Annotated in this window: 19 protein-coding genes; 16 read left to right on the forward strand and 3 right to left on the reverse strand. The window is 62.6% G+C overall.

Annotated features, from left to right (window positions below; translation table 11 throughout):
- Positions 1-64 precede the first annotated feature (64 nt).
- Together C7H85_RS16805 and C7H85_RS16810 are read left to right on the forward strand one after the other, a co-directional pair.
- A complete protein-coding gene (locus tag C7H85_RS16805; RefSeq protein ID WP_106730931.1) occupies positions 65-328 on the forward strand; it encodes an FAD assembly factor SdhE in 264 nt (87 codons plus the stop codon).
- Positions 297-680: a protein YgfX gene (locus C7H85_RS16810; RefSeq protein ID WP_106730859.1), complete on the forward strand. Its 384-nt coding sequence runs from the start codon at positions 297-299 to the stop codon at positions 678-680. Before C7H85_RS16805 ends, C7H85_RS16810 begins: the two co-directional genes overlap by 32 nt.
- On the opposite strand, the gene nadB is transcribed toward C7H85_RS16810, so the two are convergent.
- Positions 656-2281 (reverse strand): L-aspartate oxidase, encoded by a 1626-nt coding sequence (gene nadB / locus C7H85_RS16815; protein ID WP_106730860.1) that lies wholly within the window; start codon positions 2279-2281, stop codon positions 656-658. The two genes, C7H85_RS16810 and nadB, sit on opposite strands and share 25 nt — an antisense overlap.
- A gap of 180 nt (positions 2282-2461) precedes the next feature.
- On the opposite strand from nadB, the gene rpoE reads away from it, so the two are divergent.
- From rpoE to pdxJ, 10 genes are all read left to right on the forward strand, one after another.
- Entirely contained in the window at positions 2462-3040 is a 579-nt protein-coding gene (gene rpoE / locus C7H85_RS16820) for an RNA polymerase sigma factor RpoE (RefSeq protein WP_106730861.1), read from the forward strand.
- A 16-nt stretch (positions 3041-3056) separates the two neighbouring features.
- Positions 3057-3611, forward strand: a complete 555-nt coding sequence (locus C7H85_RS16825; RefSeq protein ID WP_106730862.1) for a sigma-E factor negative regulatory protein — start codon at positions 3057-3059, stop codon at positions 3609-3611.
- An 18-nt stretch (positions 3612-3629) separates the two neighbouring features.
- Positions 3630-4595, forward strand: coding sequence for a MucB/RseB C-terminal domain-containing protein (locus C7H85_RS16830; protein WP_106730863.1), 966 nt, complete (start codon positions 3630-3632; stop codon positions 4593-4595).
- Entirely contained in the window at positions 4592-5041 is a 450-nt protein-coding gene (locus C7H85_RS16835) for a SoxR reducing system RseC family protein (protein ID WP_106730864.1), read from the forward strand. The genes C7H85_RS16830 and C7H85_RS16835 overlap by 4 nt, the downstream gene beginning before the upstream one ends.
- 80 nt (positions 5042-5121) lie before the next feature.
- Positions 5122-6918 carry a translation elongation factor 4 gene (lepA, locus tag C7H85_RS16840; protein WP_106730865.1) on the forward strand — a complete coding sequence of 599 codons (1797 nt, stop codon included), beginning with the start codon at positions 5122-5124 and terminating at the stop codon, positions 6916-6918.
- Positions 6919-6920: 2 nt separating this feature from the next.
- Positions 6921-7835, forward strand: a complete 915-nt coding sequence (lepB, locus tag C7H85_RS16845) for a signal peptidase I (protein ID WP_106730866.1) — start codon at positions 6921-6923, stop codon at positions 7833-7835.
- Positions 7835-8503 (forward strand): ribonuclease III, encoded by a 669-nt coding sequence (gene rnc, locus C7H85_RS16850; protein ID WP_106730867.1) that lies wholly within the window; start codon positions 7835-7837, stop codon positions 8501-8503. The genes lepB and rnc overlap by 1 nt, the downstream gene beginning before the upstream one ends.
- Complete coding sequence (gene era / locus C7H85_RS16855) at positions 8500-9405, forward strand: GTPase Era (protein ID WP_106730868.1); 906 nt, start codon at positions 8500-8502, stop codon at positions 9403-9405. Before rnc ends, era begins: the two co-directional genes overlap by 4 nt.
- A 2-nt stretch (positions 9406-9407) precedes the next feature.
- A complete protein-coding gene (gene recO / locus C7H85_RS16860) occupies positions 9408-10115 on the forward strand; it encodes a DNA repair protein RecO (RefSeq protein ID WP_106730869.1) in 708 nt (235 codons plus the stop codon).
- Complete coding sequence (pdxJ, locus tag C7H85_RS16865; RefSeq protein ID WP_106730870.1) at positions 10108-10845, forward strand: pyridoxine 5'-phosphate synthase; 738 nt, start codon at positions 10108-10110, stop codon at positions 10843-10845. The genes recO and pdxJ overlap by 8 nt, the downstream gene beginning before the upstream one ends.
- A gap of 103 nt (positions 10846-10948) precedes the next feature.
- On the opposite strand, the gene barA is transcribed toward pdxJ, so the two are convergent.
- Positions 10949-13645, reverse strand: a complete 2697-nt coding sequence (gene barA, locus C7H85_RS16870) for a two-component sensor histidine kinase BarA (protein WP_106730871.1) — start codon at positions 13643-13645, stop codon at positions 10949-10951.
- 79 nt (positions 13646-13724) lie between these two features.
- Between barA and rlmD the strand changes: the two genes are divergently transcribed.
- Genes rlmD through mazG form a run of 3 tightly spaced genes read left to right on the forward strand, consistent with a single transcriptional unit; the run spans position 13725 to position 18073 of the window.
- Complete coding sequence (rlmD, locus tag C7H85_RS16875) at positions 13725-15035, forward strand: 23S rRNA (uracil(1939)-C(5))-methyltransferase RlmD (protein ID WP_106730872.1); 1311 nt, start codon at positions 13725-13727, stop codon at positions 15033-15035.
- A 9-nt stretch (positions 15036-15044) separates the two neighbouring features.
- Entirely contained in the window at positions 15045-17258 is a 2214-nt protein-coding gene (gene relA / locus C7H85_RS16880; protein ID WP_106730873.1) for a GTP diphosphokinase, read from the forward strand.
- An 11-nt stretch (positions 17259-17269) separates the two neighbouring features.
- On the forward strand, positions 17270-18073 hold the full coding sequence (mazG, locus tag C7H85_RS16885) for a nucleoside triphosphate pyrophosphohydrolase (RefSeq protein WP_106730874.1): 804 nt from the start codon (positions 17270-17272) through the stop codon (positions 18071-18073).
- A 380-nt stretch (positions 18074-18453) separates the two neighbouring features.
- Here the strand turns inward: mazG and ptsG are convergent, their stop codons facing one another.
- Positions 18454-19893, reverse strand: a complete 1440-nt coding sequence (ptsG, locus tag C7H85_RS16890) for a PTS glucose transporter subunit IIBC (protein ID WP_106730875.1) — start codon at positions 19891-19893, stop codon at positions 18454-18456.
- 230 nt (positions 19894-20123) lie between these two features.
- On the opposite strand from ptsG, the gene C7H85_RS16895 reads away from it, so the two are divergent.
- A complete protein-coding gene (locus tag C7H85_RS16895; RefSeq protein ID WP_106730876.1) occupies positions 20124-20777 on the forward strand; it encodes a tetratricopeptide repeat protein in 654 nt (217 codons plus the stop codon).
- Positions 20778-20810: the final 33 nt, after the last annotated feature.

Here is a 20810-nt window from a genome sequence, read left to right on the forward strand (position 1 = left end):
ACACATTTGTCAGTACTCATTCGACCTTATAACATGAGCTTTGTTTTATTTTTTGGAAGCCATCATGCTCAATACTTCTGATAAACCCCGCCTGATCTGGGCCTGCCGCCGCGGCATGCTCGAGCTCGACGTGATCCTGATGCCTTTTGTCGAGCACGAGTATGACGGCCTGGGCGAGGAGCACAGGGCCGTGTTCCGGCGGCTGCTGGAGTGTGACGACCCGGATCTGTTCGCCTGGTTTATGGGACACGACAGCTCGCAGGATGCAGCATTGCAGGCGATGGTGGAGTTCATCCTTGAACGTAACCAGGTTCGCAATCAGCGCTGAGCCTTCCCGCCTGCACCGCTGCTATTTGCTGGCGGTGGCCGCTTCCCTCTGGTTGCCGGCGATGCTGTGGCTGGATGCCGGCCGCCTGATCTGGTTTGCCCCCGGCTGGCTGCTGGTATCCGGATGGCTGTGGTGCCGCACGGATGACTATCGGCTGGAGGGCGAGTTCAACGACGGCATCCTCCGCCTCAACGGTCGCAGCGGAAGCCTGTCGCGGCACAGCCGGGCCGGGCCCGGCTTTCTGCTGCTGGTACTGGACGGCGACCCCTGGCCGCCGTTCTGGCTGTTCCAGGACGCGGTGCCGGAGAGCGTGTTCCGGCGCCTGTCTCAGCGGGTGCTGCTGGCCAGGTAGTTGGCCGGGGTCAGCACGGTCGGGGCGGGGTTGTCCAGCTGGTCCGGATAATCCAGGGTAAAGTGCAGGCCGCGGGATTCCTTGCGTTCCATGGCGGAAAGCACGATAAGCTCCGCCACCTGCACTAGGTTGCGCAGTTCCAGCAGGTTGTTGCTGACCCGGAAGTTGGCGTAGTACTCCTGGATTTCCTGCTTGAGCAAGTCGATGCGCCGCTTGGCCCGTTCCAGCCGCTTGTCGGAACGCACTATGCCCACGTAATCCCACATGAACAGCCGCAACTCGTGCCAGTTGTGGTGGATCACCACTTCCTCGTCCGAGTTGCTGACCTTGCTTTCGTCCCACAGCGGCAGCCGTGGCGGCTCGGGCACTTCCGCCAGTTGAGCCAGCATGTCTTCTCCGGCGGCGCGGGCGAACACGATGCATTCCAGCAGCGAGTTGGAGGCCATGCGGTTGGCGCCGTGCAGCCCGGTATAGGACACCTCGCCGATGGCGTAGAGGCCCTCGATGTCGGTGCGACCCTGCCGGTCCACCATGACGCCGCCGCAGGTATAGTGGGCGGCGGGCACCACCGGCATCGGCTCCCTGGTGATGTCGATGCCCACCTTGAGGCAGCGTTCGTGGATGGTGGGGAAGTGCTTGACGACAAAGTCCGCCGGCTGGTGGCTGATGTCCAGGTACATGCACTCGGCGCCCAGGCGCTTCATCTCGTGGTCGATGGCACGGGCCACGATGTCGCGCGGCGCCAGCTCGGCCCGCTGGTCATAGTCGGGCATGAAGCGGCTGCCGTCCGGGCGTTTCAACAGGGCACCTTCGCCGCGCAGGGCCTCGCTCAGCAGAAAGTTGTTGTCCGCCGGATGGAACAGGCTGGTGGGATGGAACTGGTTGAATTCCATGTTGGCCACCCGGCAGCCGGCGCGCCAGGCCATGGCGATGCCGTCGCCGGAGCTGACGTCCGGGTTGGAGGTGTACTGGTAGACCTTGGAAGCGCCGCCGGTGGCCATGGCGATAAATTTGGCACGCACCGTTTCCACCCGCTCCTTGTTGCGGTTCCATACATAGGCACCGAGCACCCGGTTACCGGGCAGACCCAGCTTGGCGGTGGTGATCAGATCCAGGGCGTTGACCCGCTCGAGGATGTGGATGTTGGGATGGCGTTGCACCTGCTCGGTGAGCGTCATCTGCACTGCCCGGCCGGTGGCGTCGGCGGCGTGGAAGATGCGCCGATGGCTGTGGCCACCTTCCCGGGTCAGGTGATAGGAGGGCTCGCCCTGGGACGACTCCTCGGTGTCGAAGGGAACGCCCTGGCCGATCAGCCATTGGATGGCCCCGGGGGCATTGCTGGCGGTAAATTCCACCACGTTTTCGTCGCACAGCCCGGCACCGGCGATCAGGGTGTCGGCTACATGGGATTCAATGCTGTCGGTTTCATCGAACACGGCGGCGATGCCGCCCTGGGCATAGAGCGTGGCACCTTCGGCAAGCGGACCTTTGCTGAGGACATGGACCCTGGCATGATCGGCCAGTTTCAGCGCCAGCGACAGGCCAGCGGCACCGCTGCCAATGATGAGCACGTCGCAGAGGTATTCAACAGGATCGTTCATAAAGTATCATTGGCCGGTATGGATAGTGGTTCTATGTTATCCCATGCCGAATGCCGGCGCAGCCGGAATCAGCTTTCTCAAATGAGTTCAGAACTTTTTTCCGCACCCGAAGTCTATTAAGGTGCGCTTATCACGGGCCGGTGGCAAAGCACTGGAATAATCGGAGGTTACGCGGCTCGCATGAGCGATCATTTAACGGACCAGCAGCTGGTCGAACGGGTTCAGCGTGGCGATAAGAATGCATACAACCTGCTGGTAAGAAAATATCAACATAAAGTGGCGAACCTGGTGTCCCGATACGTGTCCAACCCCGGCGATGTGCCGGATGTGACCCAGGAAGCTTTCATCAAGGCGTACCGGGCTCTGCCCGGATTCAGGGGAGAGAGTGCCTTCTTTACCTGGCTGTATCGTATCGCGGTGAATACGGCCAAGAATTACCTGGTGTCCCAGCGGCGGCGACCGCCGGGCTCCGACGTCGAAATTGACGATGCGGAATATTACGATGGCGGCGACGCGCTGAAAGAGCTGTCGTCGCCGGAAAACCTCATGTTGTCGGATGAGATCAAACGGGCGGTGTTCGAGACCATTGATTCCCTTCCGGAGGATCTAAAAACAGCAATTACCTTGCGCGAGCTGGAAGGGATGAGCTATGAAGAAATTGCCAGCGTGATGGACTGTCCGGTAGGGACGGTCCGCTCCCGGATCTTCCGGGCACGGGAAGCAATCGACAAGCGGGTCCAGCCGTTACTTCAGGGTTGAACGGGGAACAAGTGTTATGGCAAACAAAGAGCACATTTCAGCACTGGTGGACGGAGAAATTCAGGACAAGGTGCTGCTGGAGCAACTCGGCCGCGATCATGAGCTGTCCGATACCTTCGCTCGCTACCATCTTTACGGCGATGCCATGCGCAACGAATTGCCGGAGCATCTGCAACTGGATCTGAGTGACCGGATCGCCGCCGCCCTCGAGCAGGAGCCAGCTATTGTCGCACCGACGTCGGCGCCGGCCCGGCAGGTGCAACAGGCCGAGGTCGTTCGCCCGCGGTTCGGCCGGCTGGCCCCGGCACTGCGTCATGTGGGCCAGTTTGCGGTGGCCGCCTCGGTATCCGCCGCGGTGATCTTCGGGGTGCAGCAATACAGCCAGCAGCCCGATGCCGGGTCGCCGGTACTGAATACCGTCCCCCTGAGCGGCGGCGCCGCACCGGTCAGCCTCAATTACCAGGCCGAGAACAACGAGCGGATGAGTGAGCAGGCGCTGCTCGAACAGCAGCGCAAGATCAATGCGCTGTTGATGGATCACGAGCTGCAGCAAAGGCTGCGCCAGCATTAAGGGTAATCTGTCTTGAGCATGTCCGGACTGCGTGCGGTTGTACTGGTATTCACGTGGACCTTGTCCGCCGTTGTTTTCGCCGAGGCTGGCCCGGCCGAGGCGCTGCTGCAGCAGATGCAGCAGGCCTACCGCCAGCTCAATTTTGAACTGACCCTGGTGGAATCCCGCCAGGGCCAGCTTGAACCCAAGCGTCTGACCCGCGGCCACTTCGACGGCCTGGTCATGACCCATCTGACCCATCTCAACGGTCGGCCACGGGAATTTGTGCAGCGCGACGACGAGATCAGTTTCTTTGATGCCAGCCACGAAGGCTATACCCTCAAGCACTCCCGCCTGCCCGGGCTTTTTACCCGCCTGCAGCTGACCTCGCTGGAGCCGGTGCTGGACCATTACGATCTGGTGATCGCCGGGCGCAGCCGGGTGCTGGGGCGGGTGGCCCAGGTGGTGCGGCTGGTGCCCAGGTCCGACCATTACTACGGCTATGTGCTCTGGCTGGATCAGGAATCCGGCCTGTTGCTCAAGCTGGATACCCTGGACCAGGACGCTGGCCTGGTGGAGCAGACCATGGGAGTGGCCCTGCACATCAGCGAGGAGCCGTCCGTCTTTCTGCGGGAGCTTAAGGCGGCTACCTTGCCGCCGGCCATGTCCCTGGCCGAGGTCTACCCGGCGCCGCAGCAGCCGCTGCAATGGCAGGCGGAATGGCTGCCCGAAGGATTCGAGGTGCGCTCCCAGGACAAGCACAAGTTGCCGGTCACCGAACAACCGGTGGATTATCTGATGGCCTCCAACGGTCTGGTCGATATCTCCGTCTACGTGGCCGAGGCCGGTGCCGAGCCGCGCCAGCAGCTCATTCGCCAGGGGGCGACCCATCTGGTCAGCCTGGTCAATCCGTCGCGGGTGGAAGTTACGGTCGTGGGGGATATCCCGGCGGAAACCGCCCGGCGTATCGCCGAATCGGTCAAGCCCAAGGTCGACACCCCATGATCGAAGAAGTTGCCACCGTGATGGCGGTGACTCCCGAGGGGGTCGAGGTGGCCTGTTTCAGCAAATCCGCCTGCGGCCAGTGCCGGCAAAACAGCCAGTGCGGCACCGGCCTGGTGGCCAAGGCGCTGCCCGGCCGCAGCCACCGGTTTTTTATCGCCACCGAGTTGTCGCTCCGGGTGGGGGCGCAGGTGCGTATCGGCATTCCCGAACAAAGCCTGATCCGAAGTGCCGCCCTGATTTACCTGCTGCCGTTGCTGTGCCTGTTGCTCGCCGCCCTGCTGGCCAGCACCTTGCCAGGCGCCGGGGATGGCAGCACCGTGCTGGGCGCCTTGCTCGGCGCCGGACTGGGCTTCGGCCTCGCAGCCCGGCTGGCGCGACGCCGGGATCTGGGGCTGGCCGGCCCGGTGATCCTGGGCCCCCTGATTCCGGTCGCCAATATCGACTAAGGATTGGCCACGGTAGCGTGAATCCAGTAGAATCTCGCCTTTGACTCTCGCTATTCAGACTACGGACTCCTTATTGCATCATGAAGCATATTCGTAACTTTTCCGTCATCGCTCACATAGACCATGGCAAGTCGACCCTGTCCGATCGTTTGATCCAGGTGTGTGGTGGCCTGTCCGATCGGGAAATGCAGGAGCAGGTCCTCGATTCCATGGATCTGGAGCGGGAACGCGGCATTACCATCAAGGCACAGAGTGTGACCCTGAACTACCAGGCCAAAGACGGCAACCAGTACCAGCTGAATTTTATCGATACCCCGGGACACGTGGACTTTTCCTATGAAGTCTCCCGCTCCCTGGCGGCCTGTGAGGGCGCCCTGCTGGTGGTGGATGCGGGTCAGGGCGTTGAGGCACAGACTCTGGCCAACTGTTATACCGCCCTGGACATGGACCTGGAAGTGGTCCCTGTGCTGAACAAGATCGACCTGCCCCAGGCGGAACCGGAGCGGGTAGCCCAGGAAATCGAAGACATTGTCGGCATCGACGCCATCGACGCGGTGCGTTGCTCCGCCAAGACCGGCCTGGGGGTGGACGATGTACTGGAGACCATAGTCCAGAAGATCCCGTCTCCCGAGGGCAACCCCGAGGGGCCGCTGCAGGCGCTGATCATTGACTCCTGGTTCGACCCTTACCTGGGTGTGGTGTCGCTGGTGCGCATCAAGCACGGCAACCTGAAGAAGAACGACAAGATCAAGGTAATGAGCACTGGCCAGGTGTGGGGCGTGGATCGCATCGGCATCTTCACCCCCAAACAGAAGGACACCGACGGCCTCAATTGCGGCGAAGTGGGCTGGGTGGTGTGCGGCATCAAGGAGATCCACGGCGCGCCGGTGGGCGATACCCTGACCCACGCCAAGCACGGTGCCGACAGGGCCCTGCCGGGCTTCAAGAAGGTCAAGCCCCAGGTGTATGCGGGTCTGTTCCCCATCTCCAGCGACGATTACGAAGCCTTCCGCGACGCCCTCGACAAGTTGTCCCTCAACGACGCCTCCCTGTTCTACGAGCCGGAAACTTCCAATGCTCTGGGCTTTGGTTTCCGCTGCGGTTTCCTCGGCATGCTGCACATGGAGATCATCCAGGAGCGGCTGGAGCGGGAATACGATCTGGACCTGATCACCACGGCGCCGACCGTGGTATACGAAGTGATCAAGACCGACGGTGAAACCGTCTATGTCGACAGCCCGTCCCATCTGCCGGCGGTAAACAACATCGAGGAAATCCGCGAGCCCATCGCCGAGTGCAACATACTGGTGCCCCAGGAATACCTGGGCAACGTCATCACCCTGTGCATCGAGAAGCGCGGCGTGCAGACCAACATGGTCTACCACGGCAACCAGGTGGCGCTGAGTTACGACATTCCCATGGCGGAAGTGGTGCTCGATTTCTTCGACCGGCTCAAGTCCTGCAGCCGCGGTTATGCCTCGCTGGATTACGGCTTCAAGCGTTTCGAGGCCGCCGACATGGTGCGTCTCGACATCATGATCAACGGCGACCGGGTCGACGCCCTGGCCATCGTGACCCACAAGGACAACGCCCAGTACCGCGGCCGTCAGCTGGTGGAGAAGATGCGCGAGCTGATCCCGCGGCAGATGTTCGACATCGCCATCCAGGCGGCCATCGGCAACCACATCATCGCCCGCAGCACGGTCAAGGCCCTGCGCAAGGACGTGACCGCCAAGTGTTACGGCGGTGACGTCAGCCGCAAGAAGAAGTTGTTGGCCAAGCAGAAAGAAGGCAAGAAGCGGATGAAATCCCTGGGGCGGGTGGATATCCCCCAGGATGCCTTCCTGGCCATACTCCATGTCGGAAAGGATAAATAACCATGGCGAGTACCTTTGCCCTGATCCTGGTGCTGGTGACCCTGGTCACCGGTATCATCTGGGCCTGTGACAAATGGATCTGGGCCCCCCAACGGGCCCGCAAGCTTGCCGACGCCCAGCAGGCTTACGGCAACAAGGTAAACCCTTCCGCCCTGGCCAGGGCCTCGACGGCGCCGGGCTGGGTGGAGCAGGCCAAGTCCATCTTCCCGGTGATCGCCGCCGTGCTGGTGCTGCGTTCCTTCATCTACGAGCCGTTCCAGATCCCCTCGGGCTCCATGATGCCGACCCTGCTGGTGGGTGACTTCATCCTGGTGGAAAAATTTTCCTACGGGCTGAAGGAGCCGGTCAACAACACCACCATCATCCCCACCGGTGCGCCGGAGCGGGGCGACGTGGCGGTGTTCAAGTATCCGGAAAATCCGCGTATCGACTACATTAAACGCATAGTGGGGCTGCCCGGGGATCGTATTGTCTACCAGGACAAGCAGCTCTATGTCCAACCGGCCTGCGACGGAGGGGACTGCCCCGAGGCGGCGCCGGTGGCGCTCAAGTTTGAGCAAAGTGGGGAGTTTACCCAAATGGGGATCCCGCTCGAGCGTTACAGCGAGAGCCTGAGCGAACGTCCGCATGAGATACTGCGCAACCCCCTGTTGCCCGACCGGGTATCCATGTACTACCGCCAGCCGGGCACGGCGCGCAATGAGTGGGTGGTGCCGGAGGGGCATTATTTCGCCCTGGGCGATAACAGGGACAACAGCACCGACAGCCGCTTCTGGGGCTTCGTGCCCGAGCAGAATCTGGTGGGCAAGGCGGTCGCCATCTGGATAAGCTTTGAGTTTGAACGTAACGCCGACAGCTGGCTGCCTTCCTGGGTGCCGAGCGATGTGCGTTTCAGCCGTATAGGCGCCATTCATTGATGAAAAAACTGAATATTCTGCAGAAGAAACTGGGCCATACCTTCAACGACGAAACCCTGCTGGTACGGGCCCTGACCCACCGCAGCGCCGGCTCCCGCCATAACGAGCGACTGGAGTTTCTGGGGGATTCCATTCTCAGCATGGTGATCGCCGATGCGCTGTTTCACCGTTTTCCCAAGGTGAACGAAGGGGACATGTCGCGCATGCGTGCCACCCTGGTGCGGGAGAAGACCCTGGCCGAGCTGGCCCGGGAGTTCGAGCTGGGCGAGTACCTGATCCTGGGCCCGGGCGAGCTGAAAAGCGGCGGTTATCGGCGCGAGTCGATACTGGCGGACGCGGTAGAGGCACTGATCGGCGCCGTTTATCTGGATACGGACATCGAGCGGGTACGTGAGCTGCTGCTGTCCTGGTACGACGAGCGGCTCAACGATATCCAGCCGGGGGTGGAGCAGAAAGATCCCAAGACCCGGCTGCAGGAACTGCTGCAGGCCAAGCGCAAGCCCTTGCCCACCTATACGGTGGTGGAAGTGATCGGCGAAGCCCATAATCAGAAATTTACCGTGCATTGCCTGGTGGACGGCCTGCCCAAACCGGTGATTGGTATAGGTACCAGTCGCCGCAAGGCCGAGCAGTCCGCCGCCGAACATGCCCTGGATACCTTGCTATGACCGAACAACAACAGACCTACTGCGGCTTTGTCGCCATCGTGGGCCGTCCCAACGTGGGCAAATCCACCCTGCTGAACCAGCTGCTGGGGCAGAAGGTGAGCATTACCTCGCGCAAACCGCAGACCACCCGCCACCGCATCATGGGCATTCATACCGAGGGTGCTTACCAGACCATCTACGTGGATACCCCGGGACTGCACATCGAGGAAAAGCGGGCCATCAACCGGCTGATGAACCGGGCGGCCACCAGCTCGCTGGGCGACGTGGAGATGGCGGTGTTCGTGGTGGAAGGCACCAAATGGACCGCCGATGACGACATGGTGCTGAACAAGCTGCGCCATCTCCACTGTCCGGTGGTGTTGGCGATCAACAAGATTGACAACGTCCAGAGCAAGGACGAACTGCTGCCCCATATCCAGTGGCTGTCCCAGCAGATGAACTTTGCCGATATCGTGCCAATCTCCGCGGAAAAAGGCACCAATGTGGACACCATTGCCAGGCTGGCGACATCGCGGCTGAAGCCCTCGCTGCACTACTTCCCGGAGGACTACATCACCGACCGCTCCTCCCGCTTCATGGCGGCAGAGATCATCCGTGAAAAGCTGATGCGTTTCATGGGCGAGGAACTGCCCTATTCGGTGACGGTGGAGATCGAGCGTTACCAGGTCAACGACAAGGGCGTGGTGCACATCAACGGCCTGATCCTGGTGGAACGCAGCGGCCAGAAGAAGATGGTGATCGGTAACAAGGGCGAAAAGCTCAAGGTAATCGGCACCGAGGCGCGCATCGATCTGGAACGCCTGCTGGAGCAGAAGGTGTTCCTCGAACTGTGGGTCAAGGTCAAGTCCGGCTGGGCCGACGACGAGCGGGCCTTGCGCAGCCTGGGTTACGGCGACGACTGAGCATGGCGCATGCCGCCTTCGTCATCCACAGCCGGCCCTACCGGGAAACCAGCCAACTGGTGGAGGTGTTTACCCGGGAGCAGGGCCGGCAGAGCCTGGTTGCCAAGGGCAGTCGCCAGCCCCGCTCACCGCTCAAGGGGTTGCTGCAGCCCTTTGTGCCCCTGCGACTCGGTTTTGCCGGCAAGGGCGAGCTGAAAAATCTGCACAGCGCCGAAGCCTCGGCGCCGGCCATTGCCCTCGTCGGCCCGGCCCTGTACAGCGGGCTCTACCTCAACGAACTGATCTATTACTTGCTGGAAATCCAGACTCCCTTCGACGAGGTGTTTGATGCCTATCATAAAACGCTGAGAAAACTGGCAAACGGCGATGGCATTGAACCATGCCTGCGCCATTTCGAGTTTTATATGCTAAATGTACTGGGCTACGGCGTGGACTTTACCCAGGATGCGGAAACCGGCGAGGCGATCCGCCCCGGGGGCTGGTACGGCTACCGGCCGGAGTCCGGCTTTATCGCCCTGGCGCAGGCCGAACCCGGCGCCTATCCGGGGGATCACCTCCAGGCCCTGGCCGAGCTCGATCTGAGCCGGGCCGAGGTGCTGGTGTCCGCCAAACGCTTCAGCCGGCAGGCGCTGGGGCCCTATCTCGGCGGCCGGGCCTTGCGCAGCCGGACCCTGTTTATCAAAGGAAAGAGAGGAAGTCGCAGTGAGTGAATTGTATCTAGGGGTCAATATCGATCATATTGCCACCTTGCGTAATGCCAGGGGCACCAGTTATCCGGATCCGGTGCAGGCGGCGGCGGTGGCCGAACTGGCCGGTGCCGACGGCATCACCGTGCACCTGCGGGAAGACCGGCGCCATATCGTCGATCGGGACGTGGAGATCCTGGCTCAGACCATCCAAACCCGGATGAACCTGGAAATGGCGGTCACCGAGGAAATGCTCGATATCGCCTGCCGTATCAAGCCGACGTTCGTCTGTCTGGTGCCGGAAAAACGGGAAGAGGTCACCACCGAAGGCGGCCTGGATGTGGCCGGCCAGCTCGACAAGGTGAAAGACGCGGTGACCCGGCTGACCGAGGCGGGCATCAAGGTATCGCTGTTTATCGACGCGGACAAGACCCAGATCGACGCGGTGGTGGTCACCGGTGCCCCTTACATCGAGATCCACACCGGCCACTATGCCGACGCCCCCAGCGAGGCCGAGCAGCTGGCCGAACTGAAGCGCATCGCCGCCTCCGCTTCTCATGCCCATGATCTGGGGCTCAAGGTCAACGGCGGCCACGGCCTGCACTACCATAACGTCAAGCCGATCGCCGCCATCCCCGAGATGCTGGAGCTCAACATCGGTCACGCCATCATCGCCCGCGCCGCCTTCGACGGCCTGGAAAAAGCCGTGCGTGACATGAAACGGCTGATGCGCGAAGCCCGCCAGGGGATTTGAGGACGGGACTCGTGACTGGGGGGCTTAACAACCGGGATTCGGGACTGAAAACCGCAGCCGGGGCTGGTCTTTCCAGTCCCAGATCCCCAATCCCGAGTCCCCGCTACAAATATTCCTTCGCCTCTTCCCGGACCTGCCCCATCCGTTCCTCCAGCTCCAGCAGCTCGGGCTCCAGCTCCTCCAGCGGCTGTTTGGCCAGCAGGGCCTTCTCCAGCTGGGCCACCAGGGCCTGCAACTGGGGCACGCCGCAATAGGCGGTGCCGCCGTGCAGCTTGTGCAGCGGCGGATAGAGCCGCTCACCGTCGAGCTCACCGGACAGGGCGGCACCCAGCAGGGGCTCGAACTCGTTGAAGCTCTGTAACAGCAGGGTGAGCATTTCCTTCGCCAGCGACTCCTTGTTACCGGCCTGCCTGATGGCCAGCCGCCAGTCGATCTGCCCCCCGGGTGTTTCCCGGAGGCTGAAGCGATCGATGATGCGGGCCAGAATGGCCTCGTCGATGGGCTTGGCCAGGTAATCGTCCATGCCCTGGCGCAGCAGCCGGTCCCGCTCCCCCTCGATGGCATGGGCGGTCACGGCGACGATGGGGGTGCTGGCATTGGGGCCGCCCTGGACGCGGATCTCCCGGGTGGCCTGGATGCCGTCCATCACCGGCATCTGGATATCCATGAAGATGATGTCGTAGCGGTTGGCCGTGGCCAGGTTCAGCGCCTCTTTGCCGTTGGTACAGCTTTCCACCTGGCTGACCTGTTCGCCGAGCATGGCGCTGATCAGCTTGAGGTTGGCGGGGTTGTCGTCCACCGCCAGCACCCGCAGGGGCTGCTTGTGGGAGGGCGGGGCCAGGGTGATCTGCAGCATGGCTTCGGGGGCCGGGGCCTCGCCCTCCACTAGGGCATGGGCCAGCTTCTGATAGTGCACCGGCTTGCTCAGGCAGTAACCGGCCCCGGACTGCAGCAGGGCGTCGACCAGGGTCGGATCGGTGGAGCTGAGCAGCACCACCACCCTGTTGTCGTATTCCCGCTGTTTCCTGATGGCCTGTTCCATCTGGCTCGGCATGGCGTTGGGCCCGAAGCCCAGCAGCACGCAGTCGATGGCCACGCCCGGGTAGGGTTCGTGCAGTACCTGCAGACCCCACTCGCGCAGCAGGGCCTGGGTGGCGCGCCGGCTGAAGTTGTCTTCTTCCATGTAGAGCACGGTCAGCCCGCTGAGCTGGGCCAGGGGCAGGGGCTCGGCCAGGGGCAGGGCGGCCCGGCCCAGCTCCAGGGTAAAGCTGAACACCGAGCCTGTGCCCAGCTCGGAGTAGAGTTCGATGTCGCCGGCCATCTGGTGCACCAGCTTCTGGGTGATCACCAGCCCCAGGCCGGTGCCGCCGTAGCGGCGGGAGATGCTGGAGTCGGCCTGGTTGAAGGCCTGGAACAGCTGGCGGCGCTGGCTGTCGGAGATGCCGATGCCGGTGTCCTGCACATGGACGCACAGCTTGACCCGTTCCGGCTGGCTGGCGGGACGGGCGTCGACCCGCACGTCCACGTTGCCCTGCTCGGTAAACTTGATGGCGTTGCCCACCAGGTTGGTGAGCACCTGCTGCAGCCGCAGCGGATCCCCCACCAGGCTGTCGTAGACGGCGGTATCCACCCGCATCGACAGCTCCAGCCCCTTGTCGTGGGCGCTGGGGGCCAGCAGGGTCATCACCTCCTGCAGGGTGTCGCGCAGGGAGAAGGGGATCTGCTCCATCTTCAGCTTGCCGGCTTCCAGCTTGGAGAAGTCGAGGATATCGTTGATGATGCCGAGCAGGTTCTGTGCCGACTTCTCGATGGTCTTGAGGTAGTCCAGCTGGTTGGAGGTGAGCCGGGTCTTCTGCAGCTGGCGGGCGAAGCCGATCACGCCGTTGAGCGGCGTGCGCAGCTCGTGGGACATGTTGGCCAGGAACTCGGTCTTGACCCGGGCGGCTTCCTGGGCGCGCTTCTTGGCCATGTCCAGCTCGATGTTCTGGATCTCGATCTGCTCCAGGGTCTCGCGCAGATCCGAGGTGGCCTGATCGATATTCTGCTGCATCTCCTCATGGTATTCCGACAGCGACTTGGCCATGGCGTTGATACCGCTCTTCAGCACTTCCAGCTCGCCGGTGAATTCGCCGCTGACCCGGGTATCGAGCCGGCCTTCGCGGATCTTGTAGACGGCGCTGACCATGTCGGTGATCGGCTGGGACACGCCCTTGATCAGACGGATGCCGAACAGGGTACTGAGGCTGGCCCCGAGCAGCACGATCAGGCCGGCGAAGAAGCTGTCCCGGTAGTGCACCAGCATGGCCGAGTCGTTGGTCAGCTGCATCGACACATAACCGATGGGAGTGGAGGAGGACTCTTCCCACAGGGCGTCCATGCGGATGCTGTCGGTCACCACCGGAGTGCGCAGAATAATGCTGTCGTGGCCGGTCTCCACCAGGGTGACCCGGGGCAGGGGAATGCCGTCGGGCAGGCGCATGGCGTTGAAATCCCGATGGTAGTTGGAGGTGACCAGCAGCCGGCCCTCCACGTCGAACAGGGCGATGGACTTGACCAGCGGGCTGTTGTTGCGGTGGATGTTGCTGAGCAGGCGGTTGAGCGCTTCCCGGTTGCGGCTGGTCAGGGCCAGCTCGCTGGCCAGGGCCAGCGGTTCGATGACGTTGACCCCCTGTTTGATCAGCGCGTCCTCCAGTTGCTGGTAGCGGTTAACGGAAAAATAACCGGCCAGCAGAATGCCGATGATCAGGGTCGGTAGAATGGTGAAAGCCAGTACCCGGGCTCGCAGGCCGTATTTGGTCATAGGGGGCTAATGTGGGACAATGCGCGCTTAACAGACATAAGCTTATGATGACATAGCCGGTTCGAGGGCTCCACGTTTTATGGTTCAGTTCTTTAAGGTGAAAAAGCCCGATACCCAGGCTCAGGCTCCCCTGGACGTCACTATTCTCGAGTTGAACCCCCACGGCCTCGGCGTGGCCCGCCATCAGGGCAAACCCCTGTTCGTGCCCGGGGTGCTGGCCGGCGAGCGGGTGCGGGTGCGGCTGACCAGCCAGAACAGCAGGTACCTGACCGCCAGCCCGGTCAAGGTGCTGACGCCGTCGCCGCTGCGGGTCAAGCCGTTTTGCCCCTACAGCAGCCAGTGCGGCGGCTGCTCGCTGCAGCAGGTGCCCGCGGCCGGGCAGCGGGAGCTGAAAGCCCGTGGCGTGCAACGGCTGTTCGACCGGTTGCAGCTGACTCTGCCGTCCCCGGAGTGGCTCGCCGGACCGGAGCTGGGCTACCGGCGGGTGGCCCGGCTGGCGATTCGCCGCCAGGGCCAGGGGGTGGCGTTGGGCTTTCGCCGCAGCCAGTCCCACGAACTGGTGGAGATTGACCACTGCGGCGTGCTGCGTCCGGCGCTGTCGGCGCTGATCGTCCCGTTGCGCCAACTGCTCAACCGGCTGAAGTCGCGGCGGCAGCTCGGTCACCTCGAGCTGTATGACGCCGCCGAAGGGGTCGCGCTGCTGCTGCGCCATACCGACGCCCTGCCGAGCCGGGATCTGGATCTGTTGCTGGCCTTCGCCCAGGAGAGGGAGTTGGCGCTGTTCCTGCAGGACGATCAGGGCCGGCGCCCGTTGCATGTTCCCTTTTCTCTTTATTATCAAGTAGATAATATTAGGCTTTCGTTTACTCCCGGGGATTTCATTCAGGTCAACAGCGAGCCCAACGAAGCCATGGTCCGCCAGGCGCTGGATTGGCTGGCCCCGGCACCCGGACACCGCATCCTGGATCTGTTCTGTGGCATCGGCAATTTCGCCCTGCCGCTGGCGGCGGCCGGCAACGCCGTGATCGGCGTCGAGGGGGTGATGGAGATGGTGGAGCAGGCCCGTGGCAACGCGGAGGACAACCGGCTCGATCATGCCCGCTTTTATCGCGCCGATCTGGCCGCCGACTTCACCGCCGAGCCCTGGGCCCGGGAGGGGTTCGAGCGGGTGTTGCTCGATCCGGGGCGCGCCGGCGCCGAGCAGGTGATGCCCTATCTGCTAAAACTGTCGCCCGAGCGGCTGGTTTATGTATCCTGTAACCCGGCCACCCTGGCCAGGGACAGCCAGGTGCTGCTGGCCGGCGGCTACCGGCTCAGCCGGCTCGCCCTGATCGACATGTTTCCCCATACGGTCCATTGCGAAGCGATGGCCTTGTTTGAACTCAGTTAAGGGACGCTTATGGTTTCGGTGCGTGATACCCATCTAAAATCCTCGTTCAGCCTGGAGGAATGGACCGCCGGCCTGCCGCTGGCAGCCCCAGAGCGCGACCGGCTCAAGGCCGCCTACGAGTATTGCCTGCGGCTGGAGGCGCCGGTCGACTCCGAGCAGCGACTGCACGCCCAGGGAGTGGAGATGGTGGGCATACTGCTGACCCTGAGCATGGATCTGGACACCCTGAAGGCGGCGCTGCTCTATCCCTTCCTGGAAAACGGCTATCTAGGCCTGGAGCGGGCACGGGAAGACTTCGGCGACAATATCGCCCGCCTGCTGCAGGGTGTGGCCGATATGGAGGCCATTCGCTCGCTGCAGCACGTACACAGTGACAAGAGCTCGGAAGCCCAGGTCGACCGGGTCAGGCGCATGTTGCTGGCGATGGTGGAGGACGTGCGGGCGGTGGTGATCAAGCTGGCCGAGCGCATCACCTGCCTGCGCGAAGTCAAGCGCGCCGATGAAGAAACCCGGGTGCTGGTGGCCAAGGAGATCGCCAACATCTACGCGCCGCTGGCCAACCGGCTCGGCATCGGCCAGCTCAAGTGGGAGCTGGAGGATCTGTCGTTCCGTTACCTGCATCCGGAAACCTACAAGCGTATCGCCCGGCTGTTGGACGAGAAACGGCTGGCGCGGGAAGCCTATATCGACGATTTTGTATCCGGACTCAGAAACGCGCTGAAAGAGGCGGATATCGAGGCCGAGGTGTACGGCCGACCCAAACACATCTACAGCATCTGGCGCAAGATGCAGAAGAAGCACCTGGACTTCGACGAGCTGTTCGACGTGCGCGCGGTGCGGGTGGTGACCCGGCATCTGCAGGATTGCTACGCGGCCCTGGGCATAGTGCACACCCAGTGGCGCCACATCCCCCGGGAATTCGACGACTACGTGGCCAACCCCAAGCCCAACGGCTATCAGTCCATCCACACCGTGGTGATCGGCCCCGAGGGCAAGACGGTGGAGATCCAGATCCGTACCGATCAGATGCACCAGGATGCGGAGCTGGGGGTGGCGGCCCACTGGAAGTACAAGGAAGGCACCACCGCCGCCAGGCCGAGCGGCTTCGAGGAGAAGATCGCCTGGCTCAGGAAGCTGCTGGCCTGGCAGGAAGACATGGCCGAGAGCGGCTCCCTGGTGGACGAGCTGCGCAGCCAGGTGTTCGAGGATAGGGTCTATGTGTTTACCCCCAAGGGGGAAGTGGTGGACATGCCCGCCGGCGCCACCCCGCTCGATTTCGCCTACTACATCCACAGCCAGATCGGCCACCGCTGCATCGGCGCCAAGATCGACGGCCGCATTGTGCCCTTCACCTACCAGTTGCAGACCGGTGACCAGGTGGAGATCATCACCCAGAAGCAGCCCAATCCCAGCCGGGACTGGATGAACCCCAACCAGGGCTTTTTGCGTACCAGCCGGGCCCGTTCCAAGGTGGCCACCTGGTTCAAGAAGCAGGACAGGGACAAGAACATCCACGCCGGCCGCGAGGTGCTCGACAAGGAGCTGGAGCGGTTGGGGCTGACCTTCTCCCAGATCGACAAGAAGGCGCTGGAGCGGTTTAACGTGGCCACCCTGGACGATCTGCTGGCCGGCATCGGCGGCGGCGACCTGCGCATCAACCAGTTGCTCAACTACCTGCAGGGCCAGCACAAGAAGCCGACCAGCGCCGAGCAGGACGAGCAGGTGCTGCGCCAGCTGGAGCAGAAAGCCGCGAAGAAGCAACCGGATGCCAAGGCTCACGGCCACATCGTGGTGCAGGGGGTGGGCAACCTGCTGACCAATACCGCCCGCTGCTGCCAGCCGATACCGGGGGACGAGATCATCGGCTTCATCACCCAGGGGCGGGGTATCTCCATCCACCGGGCGGATTGCGAGCAGCTCAAGGAGCTGGCGGCCCAGCATCCGGAGCGGATGGTGGACGCGGTGTGGGGGGAAAACTACTCCGGCGGCTATAACCTCACCATGCGGGTGGTAGCCAACGACAGATCCGGCCTGCTGCGGGATATCACCACCATCCTCGCCAACGAGAAAATCAACGTGATGGGCGTCAACAGCCGCTCCAACCGCAAGCAGCAGACCGCCATCATCGACATGGAGCTCGAGGTCTACAACATCGACACCCTGAGCCGGACCCTGGCCAAGATCAGCCAGTTGCCGGACATACTGGAAGCCAAGCGGCTGTAACGGGAGCCTGGATGGAACACTATAACTACTCACTTGGCGATCTGCTGGCCATCATGGCGGCGCTGCGGGATCCGGAAAACGGCTGCCCCTGGGATCTGAAACAGGATTTCGCCAGCATAGTGCCCTATACCCTGGAGGAGGCCTACGAGGTGGCCGACACCATAGAGCGCGGTGCGCTGGCGGAGTTGCCCGGCGAGCTCGGCGATCTGCTGTTCCAGGTGGTGTTTTACGCCCGCCTGGGTGAGGAGCGCTCCCTGTTCAACTTCGGTGACGTGGTGCAGTCCATCAGCCACAAGCTGGTGGCCCGCCACCCGCATGTGTTCGGCAACGCCGACTTCGACAGCGAAGAGCAGATCAAGGCCAACTGGGAAAATACCAAGGCGGAGGAACGAAGAGCCAAGGACGCCGCGGCCACCAGCGCCCTGGACGACATTCCCCGGGGGTTGCCGGCGCTGTCCCGGGCCAACAAAATCCAGAAGCGCTGCGCCGCGGTCGGCTTCGACTGGCGCGAGCTACCGCCGGTGGTGGACAAGATCCGCGAAGAGCTGGACGAAGTCATGGCCGAGCTGGACGAGCCGGAGCGGGATCCGGATCGGGTGGCGGACGAACTCGGCGATCTGCTGTTCGCCTGCGTCAACCTGGTGCGCCACCTCAGGCAGGATCCGGAGGCGGTGCTGCGCCGGGCCAACGACAAGTTCGAGCGCCGTTTTCGCGGCGTGGAGCAGGCGCTGCGGGCCGACGGCAAGGACAGCCGTGCCTGCAGCCTGGAAGAGCTGGACGGCTACTGGAACAGCGTCAAGCGCCAGGAGACCTGAGCGGCTGTTTATGATCGTTGCGAAGTTTGCCAGCTAGGGTCCGGAGGTAGTCCTTTGGCCGACTTATTCGGTTATGGCAACGACCTTGTCATCAAACAAAAAACGCCACCCCTGCGGGTGGCGTTTCCAGACTGCTGACAAAGCGTTAAGCTTACCTAAACAGGCAACCCCCATGCCAAAACAGGCGGGTAAAAGGAACGGCTCCGCCGACCGTCATATGCCAGGGATGGCATGTGCCGAGCGATACAGGGATGTACTTGAAGCGTGTCGGCGGAGTTGGCCCTTTAGCCGACTTATACCAGTGAAACAGACGACTTTGTCATCAAACAAAAAACGCCACCCCTGTAGGGTGGCGTTTTGCTATCGGCGGAATGGCGGGATCAGTTGTCCTTGATCCAGTGATCCATGTCGGTCTTCAGATTGTCGGAACGGGTGCCGAAGATGGCTTGCACCCCGGAGCCGGCCACCACCACGCCGGCGGCGCCGAGCTTTTTCAATTGAGCCTGATCCACCTGGGCCACATCCTTCACGCCGACCCGCAGCCGGGTGATGCAGGCATCCAGGCTGGCGATGTTGTTCTTGCCGCCGAAGGCGGTGACCAGCTGCTCGGCCATTTCCGAGCCGCCCTGCTTGGCGCCTTCGGTGGTGGCGTCCTCCCGGCCCGGGGTCTTCAGGTTGAGCTTGACGATGGCGACCCGGAACAGGGTGTAGTAGAGGGCGCCGTAGGCCAGGCCCAGGATGGGAAACATCCAGCCCTTGGTCGATTGCGAGAAGAACACCACGAAATCGATAAAGCCGTGGGAGAAGGTCATGCCGTGCTTCATGCCCAGCAGTATGGTCAGCACATAGGCGGAGCCGGCCAGCAGGGCGTGAATACCGTAGAGCACCGGCGCCACGAACATGAAAGCGAATTCGATGGGCTCGGTGATGCCGGTCAGGAAGGAGGTCAGGGCGGCGGAGATCATGATACCACCGACCTTGGCGCGGTTTTCCGGCTTGGCGGAGTGCCAGATGGCAATGGCGGCGGCGGGCAGGCCGTACATCTTGAACATGTAGCCACCGGCCATGTTGCCGGCGCTGGGGTCGCCGGCGATGTAGCGGGCTATCTCGCCGCGGAACACTTCACCGGCGGCATTGGTGTAGGTGCCGGCCTCGAAGAAGAAGGGCACGTTCCAGATATGGTGCAGGCCGAAGGGGATCAGCGCCCGCTCCACCACGCCGTAGATGCCGAAGGCCAGCGCCGGGTTCTGGTAGGCGGCCCAGTCGGAGAAACTGTTGATGGTGCTGCCGATGGGCGGCCAGATAAAAGACAGCAGCACGCCGGTGAAGATGGCGGTGATGCCGGTGATGATCGGCACGAAGCGCTTGCCCGCGAAGAAGCCCAGGTAGTCGGGCAACTGGATGCGGTAGAAGCGGTTGAACAGATAGGCGGCGATGCCACCGGCAATGATGCCGCCGAGCACACCGGTATCGGTCAGTTGCTTGATCAGGGTGGCGTCGGCGACCGGATCCAGTCCGGTGACGATGGGGCCCATGACGCCGATGGCGGCGCTCAGCACGAAATAACCGACCACGGCGGCCAGGGCGGCCACCCCGTCGTTGTTGGTGAAGCCCAGGGCGACACCGACGGCGAAGATCAGTGGCAGGTTACCGAAGATGGCGCCGCCGGACTGGGCCATCAGCATGGACACGATATGGGGCAACCAGCTAAAATCGGCGGCGCCGATACCGAGCAGCAGACCGGCAACGGGCAGCACTGATACCGGCAGCATCAGTGATTTGCCTACCTTTTGCAGGTTGGAAAAGGCGTTTTTAAGCATAAAAAACACTCCGGGACAGAAGGAATAACCGAGTTATCAAGCAGTATAGAAGCTATCGGTCGTTATATTCATTGAATCGATTCAGCAGTGCAAGCCTGAGTTTAAAAAGCTGGATCCAGTACGCATTTTCCCTGTTCTGCCTGATAACGGCGCAACAGTTCCTTACAAAACGTTACACAAGGCTCAATCTTTGCCGCGCCGCGCCGATACACAGGCCAGGAGGGTGACTCATGAAGTATATAGCCTGTTTATTACTGTTCTGCTGTGGCCTGCAAGCCCAGCAGGCGCCGCCGTCTCCCGTTCCGGCGGAGTCCGAGGCGGGAACGCTGCGGGCGGTTCCCCTGTACGAAGAGCACGAGCTGATTGGCTGGATCAATGACAACCGCCACCTGCAGCGGGTGCGAGACCAGGACCAGTGCCAGCTGGTGCAGGACATCGAGGCCCGGGCCGAAGTGCTGCGCCTGCCCTCCTACCAGTTTCTGTGGGGGGACATGCTGGCCTGGGGCGTCTGTGTGCCCCGGGATCCCCGGCGGGGCATGGGCATGATCTGGCTGGCGGCCAGGCAAGGCCTGCCGGCGGCCCTGGAGCAGTTGGGCCGCTACTATTATCACGGCACCCTGGTACAGCAGAACCGGGAGCGGGCCTTGCCGCTGATGCAGGAGGCGGCTAGCCTCGGGTTCGAAAAGGCCCAGTTCACCTGGGCACAATGGCTGCTCGCCGGCGAGGGCAGTCCACTGGATTATCCCCAGGCCTATCTCTGGCTCAAGCAGATGGTGACCGCCGACACCGCCAGGCACCAACGGGCCGAACGACTGAGCGCGGCGCTGGCGAAGAAAATGCCGCCCCGGACGGTGCGCGAGCTGAACGGCCAGCTGCTGTTTTAATCTCCATCCGGCACCGGTTTCCCGGTGCCGTCA

Source organism: Zobellella endophytica (genome assembly GCF_003012775.1).
Lineage (GTDB): Bacteria > Pseudomonadota > Gammaproteobacteria > Enterobacterales > Aeromonadaceae > Oceanimonas > Oceanimonas endophytica.

Coding starts and splice junctions, on each gene's coding strand:
- ptsG (WP_106730875.1), bottom strand. CDS start 19,893: ATGCTTAAAAACGCCTTTTCCAACCTGCAAAAGGTAGGCAAATCACTG.
- era (WP_106730868.1), top strand. CDS start 8,500: ATGACCGAACAACAACAGACCTACTGCGGCTTTGTCGCCATCGTGGGC.
- lepB (WP_106730866.1), top strand. CDS start 6,921: ATGGCGAGTACCTTTGCCCTGATCCTGGTGCTGGTGACCCTGGTCACC.
- nadB (WP_106730860.1), bottom strand. CDS start 2,281: ATGAACGATCCTGTTGAATACCTCTGCGACGTGCTCATCATTGGCAGC.
- lepA (WP_106730865.1), top strand. CDS start 5,122: ATGAAGCATATTCGTAACTTTTCCGTCATCGCTCACATAGACCATGGC.
- C7H85_RS16830 (WP_106730863.1), top strand. CDS start 3,630: ATGTCCGGACTGCGTGCGGTTGTACTGGTATTCACGTGGACCTTGTCC.
- C7H85_RS16805 (WP_106730931.1), top strand. CDS start 65: ATGCTCAATACTTCTGATAAACCCCGCCTGATCTGGGCCTGCCGCCGC.
- rlmD (WP_106730872.1), top strand. CDS start 13,725: ATGGTTCAGTTCTTTAAGGTGAAAAAGCCCGATACCCAGGCTCAGGCT.
- rpoE (WP_106730861.1), top strand. CDS start 2,462: ATGAGCGATCATTTAACGGACCAGCAGCTGGTCGAACGGGTTCAGCGT.
- relA (WP_106730873.1), top strand. CDS start 15,045: ATGGTTTCGGTGCGTGATACCCATCTAAAATCCTCGTTCAGCCTGGAG.
- C7H85_RS16835 (WP_106730864.1), top strand. CDS start 4,592: ATGATCGAAGAAGTTGCCACCGTGATGGCGGTGACTCCCGAGGGGGTC.
- C7H85_RS16895 (WP_106730876.1), top strand. CDS start 20,124: ATGAAGTATATAGCCTGTTTATTACTGTTCTGCTGTGGCCTGCAAGCC.
- mazG (WP_106730874.1), top strand. CDS start 17,270: ATGGAACACTATAACTACTCACTTGGCGATCTGCTGGCCATCATGGCG.
- rnc (WP_106730867.1), top strand. CDS start 7,835: ATGAAAAAACTGAATATTCTGCAGAAGAAACTGGGCCATACCTTCAAC.
- barA (WP_106730871.1), bottom strand. CDS start 13,645: ATGACCAAATACGGCCTGCGAGCCCGGGTACTGGCTTTCACCATTCTA.
- recO (WP_106730869.1), top strand. CDS start 9,408: ATGGCGCATGCCGCCTTCGTCATCCACAGCCGGCCCTACCGGGAAACC.
- C7H85_RS16825 (WP_106730862.1), top strand. CDS start 3,057: ATGGCAAACAAAGAGCACATTTCAGCACTGGTGGACGGAGAAATTCAG.